5 protein-coding genes and 1 pseudogene are annotated in these 6512 nt (G+C 41.1%); 3 read left to right on the top strand and 3 right to left on the bottom strand.

Going from position 1 to position 6512, the window contains the following annotated elements:
• Nucleotides 1-1186: M1 family metallopeptidase (locus WBA23_RS06300; protein ID WP_424581400.1), on the top strand; the 1186-nt coding region annotated here is incomplete at its 5' end.
• Here the strand turns inward: WBA23_RS06300 and WBA23_RS06295 are convergent.
• A complete protein-coding gene (locus WBA23_RS06295; protein WP_424581399.1) occupies nt 1173-1883 on the bottom strand; it encodes a DUF92 domain-containing protein in 711 nt (236 codons plus the stop codon). The genes WBA23_RS06300 and WBA23_RS06295 overlap by 14 nt on opposite strands.
• 103 nt (nt 1884-1986) lie before the next feature.
• Between WBA23_RS06295 and WBA23_RS06290 the strand changes: the two genes are divergently transcribed.
• The gene (locus WBA23_RS06290) at nt 1987-2793 is read left to right on the top strand and encodes a hypothetical protein (protein ID WP_424581398.1); all 807 of its coding nucleotides are present in this window, start codon (nt 1987-1989) and stop codon (nt 2791-2793) included.
• Between the two features lie 39 nt (nt 2794-2832).
• On the opposite strand, the gene WBA23_RS06285 is transcribed toward WBA23_RS06290, so the two are convergent.
• Nucleotides 2833-3747, bottom strand: coding sequence for a TIM barrel protein (locus tag WBA23_RS06285; protein ID WP_424581397.1), 915 nt, complete (start codon nt 3745-3747; stop codon nt 2833-2835).
• Between the two features lie 64 nt (nt 3748-3811).
• A complete protein-coding gene (locus WBA23_RS06280; RefSeq protein ID WP_424581396.1) occupies nt 3812-5404 on the bottom strand; it encodes a glycoside hydrolase family 10 protein in 1593 nt (530 codons plus the stop codon).
• A 220-nt stretch (nt 5405-5624) separates the two neighbouring features.
• On the opposite strand from WBA23_RS06280, the pseudogene WBA23_RS06275 reads away from it, so the two are divergent.
• Nucleotides 5625-6512 (top strand): annotated as a pseudogene (locus WBA23_RS06275) (hypothetical protein); the annotation flags it as partial.

The raw sequence follows: 6512 nt of genomic DNA, 5'->3' as shown, positions 1-6512 counted from the left end.
TTTCTGGCTACCCACCCACGACCACCCATCCGATAAAGCCACCTGCGAATTTATTATTACTGCTCCAGCTCATTATCAAGTGATTTCTAACGGTAAGCTTTTGGAGGAGAGTTATTTATTACTTGATATCCAAAAATCATCTCGTTACAAACTTAGTCACTGGGCAATCGCTCAACCAATTCCTACTAAGGTAATGGTCTTTGGTGCCGCTAGGTTTGCCGTGCAGTATCCCCCTCATCAATCAGTTGTCATCGAAAACTGGCTGTATCCCGAGGATCGCGAAATAGGATTTGACAAGTTTGCTCCTACTGCCGATATTCTATTATTCTACCAAAACATTTTGGGGGATTATCCTTACCAGAAGATTGCTAATGTACAATCTAAGACCCAGTACGGCGGAATGGAAAACGCCACTGCCATTTTCTATAATGAGTCAGTGATTATTGATCAGCCTTCTATTGAAGGACTAATTGCTCATGAGATAGCCCATCAGTGGTTTGGTAATGCTGTCTCCGAAGAAAACTGGTCCGATGTATGGCTTAGCGAAGGCTTCTCAACTTATATGACTCATCTTTATTTTGAGCGTGCCTACGGGCGAGATAGTATGAATGCCCGCCTGCTATCTGACAAAGAGCGTATTTTTACTTTTCATCTTAAGTCGCCTAACGCCAAAGTAGTTGATACTGATGAATCGAATCTCTTTCAGCTACTTAATACTAACACCTATCAAAAAGGGGCTTGGGTACTACATATGCTACGAGCGAAAGTGGGCGATGAAGTGTTTTTTGCTATTCTAAAGCAATTTTTTAATCAGTACAAACACCAGAATGCTTCTACCGACAATTTTATTGCTTTAGCCAGCAAACTAGCAAATGAGAATTTGTCAGCATTTTTTTCGCAGTGGTTGTATCGATCTGATTATCCCGTTTTGAATAGTAACTGGAAGTATCAAAGTTCCGGAAAAAAGCTAAAAATTAAGACAAAGCAAACGCAGGCTGCTGAGCCATACGCATTCCCACTTCAAATTGGAATATATTATACGGATGGGTCAGCTACCGAAATTAAATCAGTGTATATAGATGAACTAGATGAATCGTTTACGCTGAATGTTAGCTCTCGCGTTGAGAAAATTGTACTTGACCCAGCTACTTGGCTGTTACATGATGTTCCGCCTACCAAGAACTGATTAGTAAAGCTATCACCGTAGCTGCCGTAGTACTGGTAAAATTAACCCCGTGATTACTTAGATAGCGTTTTTTTTGTAAGGTAGCTCCTAGCACTGAATCCAAGATATTTCCGATAAATCCTACTAACAGTATAACTACTGTATCGTAGATAGAAGGAAAGAATCCCCAGTAGATTGCCCCAATAATACCACTGCCAACGAGTCCCCAGCCAAAACCTTCCCAACTAACTACTCCATCAACCCCTCGCTTTCCTGATTCGAAGGTGAGAATACTAAAGTAGCATCGTCCAGTTACATTGCCCATCTCGGAAGAGAGTGTATCCGAAAGAGCTGTTGCAAAACAAGCAGCAACTAAGAATTCAGCGGGAAGTAAATTGGGAAAGAATATATTTATCAACGCGACTAAGGCGGCAGTTCCGCTATTGGATACCACATTTTTCCATCCTCGTTTACTGCTATTAGCCTCAGCTAGGTTTAACTCTGCTTTATAGTGGATTCTATAGAGACTCGCCAGAGTCCCAATTATGAAAAAAGAACCAATCAGGAAAATACCGAATAAGCCGTTACTAGTGAATAGTATTGATGCGGTTATACCACCAATCACTCCCCCCCGGAAATCTATCTTTCGCGAAGCGATTGCTCCTAAACTTGCTAGGGTAAGCATAAAATAGATATAAACATCACTGCTAATCAGCATTTTATAAATACACTTTAAAAAATTTGGAATATCACTTGTTAACTTACGTTATAACAATTCTAATAAAAATTATGAATATATTTGTTTAAATTTTATTCATATTATGAGACATTTAATTTACGTATCTATCGTTGGAAGCACATTATTCTCTTGCCAAGATGATGTAGATACCAATAATTTTGGTTTGCCAGCATCAGTAGCGAAGTTTTCAATAACAGAAGCAAGCAGTTTAGAAGGAAGTGGCTTCCAACAAGTACGTGTATATTTGGATAAACCCCAAGAAGGCAACACCTTGATTAATTTCGTGGTAAATGGAAATATTACTTTTGCCGATAATAATCAACGGGGAGACGTTCGGTTATTAACCGAATCACCATTATTAATTTCACCAGGAGAAACTGAGGCCTTTATTGATTTTGAGCTACTGGAAGACTTTGATTTTGAGAGTGAGCCCGAGTCCATATCAATCACTTTGACGGATATTTTAGAAGGCAATGCTCAGCTTAGTAGTATTGCTAACGAACGTATTTATCAGCACCGAATTGAAGAAAATGAGTACGAGCTGAATTTACGCTGGGATCAAAGCATCTCCGCCAACATAGACCTTGTTGTAGAACTTCCGAACAATGGTGTATTAATAAGCGATAATACCAATGGACTCGAGAAAGTAGTAATTGGCAACGTCGACCAAAATACTTCTTATTTAGTTAGTGTTTGGTATTTGGAAGGTTCCGAACCAGTTGACTACGAAATCGCTTATCAACGGGCTGGTAGTGAAATCCAAGTTCTTCAGCAAGGCCAATTTCAGGAAGATGAAGCTAGTAAAGAATTTTCACTTACTAGTGGTGAAGGAACACACCAGTACAAACTGTTGCGCTCCAGTACCGAACTAGTACTGATTCCTCGCTAAAGATAATCTGCAAGAGCTGTACTTCAGGTACAGCTTTTTTTATATTTCAAAATTATCTACCTGAGCATATGCTTCAATAAGCTTAATCTCTCCTTCTTTACCCGGCATAGAATTTCCGTGCTCCATACCCATTATACCACGATACCCCTTTTCGTGAATAAACTTAAAAACATTCTTATAGTTGATTTCTCCGGTAGTCGGTTCTTTTCTTCCCGGATTGTCACCAATCTGAAAGTACGCAATCTCATCCCAGGTAAGGTCAATATTACGAATCATATGCCCCTCATTTTTCTGCATATGATACGCATCAAATAGAATCTTACATGCTGGACTGTTTACTCCTTTACAGATCAAATATGTTTGATCGGAATACCGTAGAAATAAATTAGGAGTATCGCTTAGCGGTTCTAGCACCATTACTAAGCCGTGGGGTTCAAAAATATCTGCCGCTTGGCGGAGAGCCTCAATAACGTTTGCCGTTTGAATACCGATTGGAATATCTCGCTGATAATCACCTGGTACTACGGTCATCCAGGTAGCGTTGCAGCGCTTAGCAACATCTACTGCTCTTCGGCATCCATCTAAAAAGATATCAATATATTCTTGCTTACCAGCAGCCAAGGTGTTTGCTCCGTTACCGCCTTTATCAATAACAAATACACCCATTTCCATATTACGGTCGCTGAGTGTCTGACCAATTTTTTCCTGCATTTCTTCGGTACGCTTCATCATACCATTATCTTCTAAGGCAGTAAAACCAACATCCGCCATAAAATTAAGTTGGTCTATAACATCCTCACCTGCATGGTTCTTGAACATCCCGAAGTGGGGAGCATATTTCATTTGAAATGATCGTTTTTCGGGTGGCAGAGCAGTCTTAGCAAAAGCACTGGCCGACAAAGCACCCGCCCCGGTAGCCAGGGCACTAGATTTCATAAAGTCTCTTCTTTTCATACTGATTAGGTTGTTAAATGAGTAGTAAAAATACCAAATAACACTTAGAGTAACCAGAACACTATCAGAATAGTCTAATATGAACCGGGGAACTCATTGCGCTTTCGTCATGATTCTGATTGACTGAAGTAATTACAAAGGTGTGCTTCTTTCTGAATATACCGTTTCGCTCCTCTTCGCTAAAGGTCAATTGCGGATAATAGCTTTTAGCAATCATAGTGGTTGGATCGCTGATATTGGGCGGCTCGTCTCCTTCAACCCCATAAATCACGTAATAACAATTATCTTTCTGGTGAATACTCGGTTGCCATTGCAACAGCACTTCTGACTTATTGCGAGCAATAAGAATACCTTGCGGTGGAGAAGGTATCTCTTCCTGATGCCAGGGCATAGAAGGTATTAGTGCTGGATATTTAAAACTTCCACTTTGTAAGCGATCATTAATTCCCAAAGGATTATCTATGAAGGAGCGAGCACTAAAAAAAATACTGCCATCTACCTGAAAGCTTTTCCGGTTTAAGGAGATTTGATCAATTATTTGGTAAGGGTCGTTCCAAAGAGAGTCTGCGGGACGACCGATTTTATAGGCGGCTTGGCCAATATAAAGCTGGCGTCCGTACGTATTCTTCACCCACCAATCAAGCAACTTCTGATAATCAGCTAATTCAAAGCCAATACTAAAGTACAGTTGAGGAGCTACGTAATCAATCCACCCGTTTTTTAACCAAGTAATTACATCAGCGTAAAGATCATCGTAGCTGGTTTGTCGTGCCTGACTATCAGAACCCAAAGGATCAGCGTCAGCGTTTCGCCACACTCCAAAGGGGCTAATGCCGAAACGCACTTCAGGTTTTACCGCTTCAATGCTATCGTGAACCGATTGTATAAACTGATTTACATTGTCCCTCCGCCAATCCGCGATTGTATCAAACTCTTCGCCATAACGAGTGAAGCTGATATTATCGGAAAACGATAGGCTGTCGATGCGATACGGATAGAAATAATCGTCAAAATGCAGCCCATCAATATTATAGCGATTTACAATATCCATAACAACGTTCAACACGTACTGCCGCACTTCGGGCAATCCTGGATCGAGGTAACTATGTTTTCCGTAAGGTACTACCCATTCAGGATGATCGAAGAAAATATGCTGATCGCTAATATCGCCTTGCTGATAATTAAAAATGGCTCGGAACGGATTGACCCAAGCATGAAACTCCATTTGCTGTCTACGGCATTCCCCAATCATGAATTCCAGAGGGTCGTAGATAGGATTGGGGCTTCTTCCCTCTACCCCCGTGAGCCAACGTGACCAAGGCTCGTAGTTCGACTGGTAAAGAGCATCGGCACTGGGACGCACCTGCACAATCAGTGCGTTCATACCATTCGCCTTATGAAAAGCGACCAAATCGGCAAATTCCCGTTGTTGCTCTACCGTTGTTAGGCTGCTGGAAGATGGCCAGTCAATATTATCAACTGTGGCCACCCACACTCCTCGGAATTCTCGTTTGGGCGGATAGCTTTGAGAATACCCAGAGAAACTGATGACCGTTAGGATTATAGAAAAAGTAATTGAATAAAAAGGGGAAAGACCTCGTTGAGAGAAAATAATATACCTAAATATTAGTTGAAAAAATGAGTAGAATTGAATCATAGATTTGACATATCAGCCAATACGCTAATGTAAGTCGCGACAATAACCACTTGTTTAGTATATCTGCAATATACTATTACTTCTTAGTAAATTTTATATTCTCGCTTGCAGGTAAGAGATTTGGCCTTGTAATTACTACCTCAAATAAAGTTTTAACTAAGATTGCAGAAATTATTCGTAGCGAGTTGTAATTTTATCGCCAATATTGATACCTCCATCTATGTCTAAACTAAATTTCAAAGAGCAGGTTCTCCCGCACATACTATCAATTACTGTCCTGGCAATTATTACCATTCTGTTCTTTAGCCCTATGTTTTTTGGAAACAAGGTTATTGAGCAAAATGATGTACTACAGGGTATTTCTTCCGGACAAGAGATTGTAGAGTATCGGGACAAAACCGGCGAAGAGGCTCTTTGGACTAATTCTATGTTCGGAGGCATGCCGGCGTATTTGATTAACATTAAATATGAGGGAGAAGGAATCATCAATTTCTTTCAGGATGTCTATTCGCTAGGCTTTCCTCGACAGGCTGAAGTAATTTTGAAGTGCTCTTTAAGTTTCTATATTCTTCTCATTATTTTTGGTGTTCGTCCCTATCTAGCTTTAGCCGGAGCCGTGGCCTACGGACTGGGAACGTTTAATATTGTCAGCCTAGAAGCCGGGCATATTTGGAAAATAGAAGCCATTGCCTACATGCCGTTAGTGCTCGGCGGTATTCACTTGACCTACCGAGGTAAATTATTAGGCGGATTTGCTCTCACGGCGTTAGCATTGGCTCTGGAAATTGACAGCAATCACCTACAAATTACTTACTACCTGCTGCTACTGGTCATCTTTTACGGTATCGCTATGCTAGTACAAGCTATACGCCAAAAGGAGATCAAGCCCTTTCTGATTCGCTCCGGCATTTTAGTAGTCGCTGCCCTTCTAGCGGTTGGCACCAATTTAGGACGTATCTGGAATACGTATCAGTATGGCCAGTACTCTACCCGGGGGCCTTCGGCTTTAACTCAGACAGATGATAGCGCTGGAGAAGGACTGGATCGAGATTATGTGTTCAGCTATAGCCTAACGATGGCGGAAACCATGACACTGTTCGTCCCGGAT

Origin of the sequence: Tunicatimonas sp., from assembly GCF_049647865.1 — a bacterium.
GTDB lineage: Bacteria > Bacteroidota > Bacteroidia > Cytophagales > Cyclobacteriaceae > Tunicatimonas.
Note: the sequence above shows the minus strand (reverse complement) of the source record. Positions and strands in the feature narration are given on the sequence as shown.

What these genes read in the sequence shown, in the direction of transcription:
- WBA23_RS06295 (WP_424581399.1), bottom strand. Translation starts at nt 1,883, where the DNA reads ATGCTGATTAGCAGTGATGTTTATATCTATTTTATGCTTACCCTAGCA.
- WBA23_RS06290 (WP_424581398.1), top strand. Translation starts at nt 1,987, where the DNA reads ATGAGACATTTAATTTACGTATCTATCGTTGGAAGCACATTATTCTCT.
- WBA23_RS06285 (WP_424581397.1), bottom strand. Translation starts at nt 3,747, where the DNA reads ATGAAAAGAAGAGACTTTATGAAATCTAGTGCCCTGGCTACCGGGGCG.
- WBA23_RS06280 (WP_424581396.1), bottom strand. Translation starts at nt 5,404, where the DNA reads ATGATTCAATTCTACTCATTTTTTCAACTAATATTTAGGTATATTATT.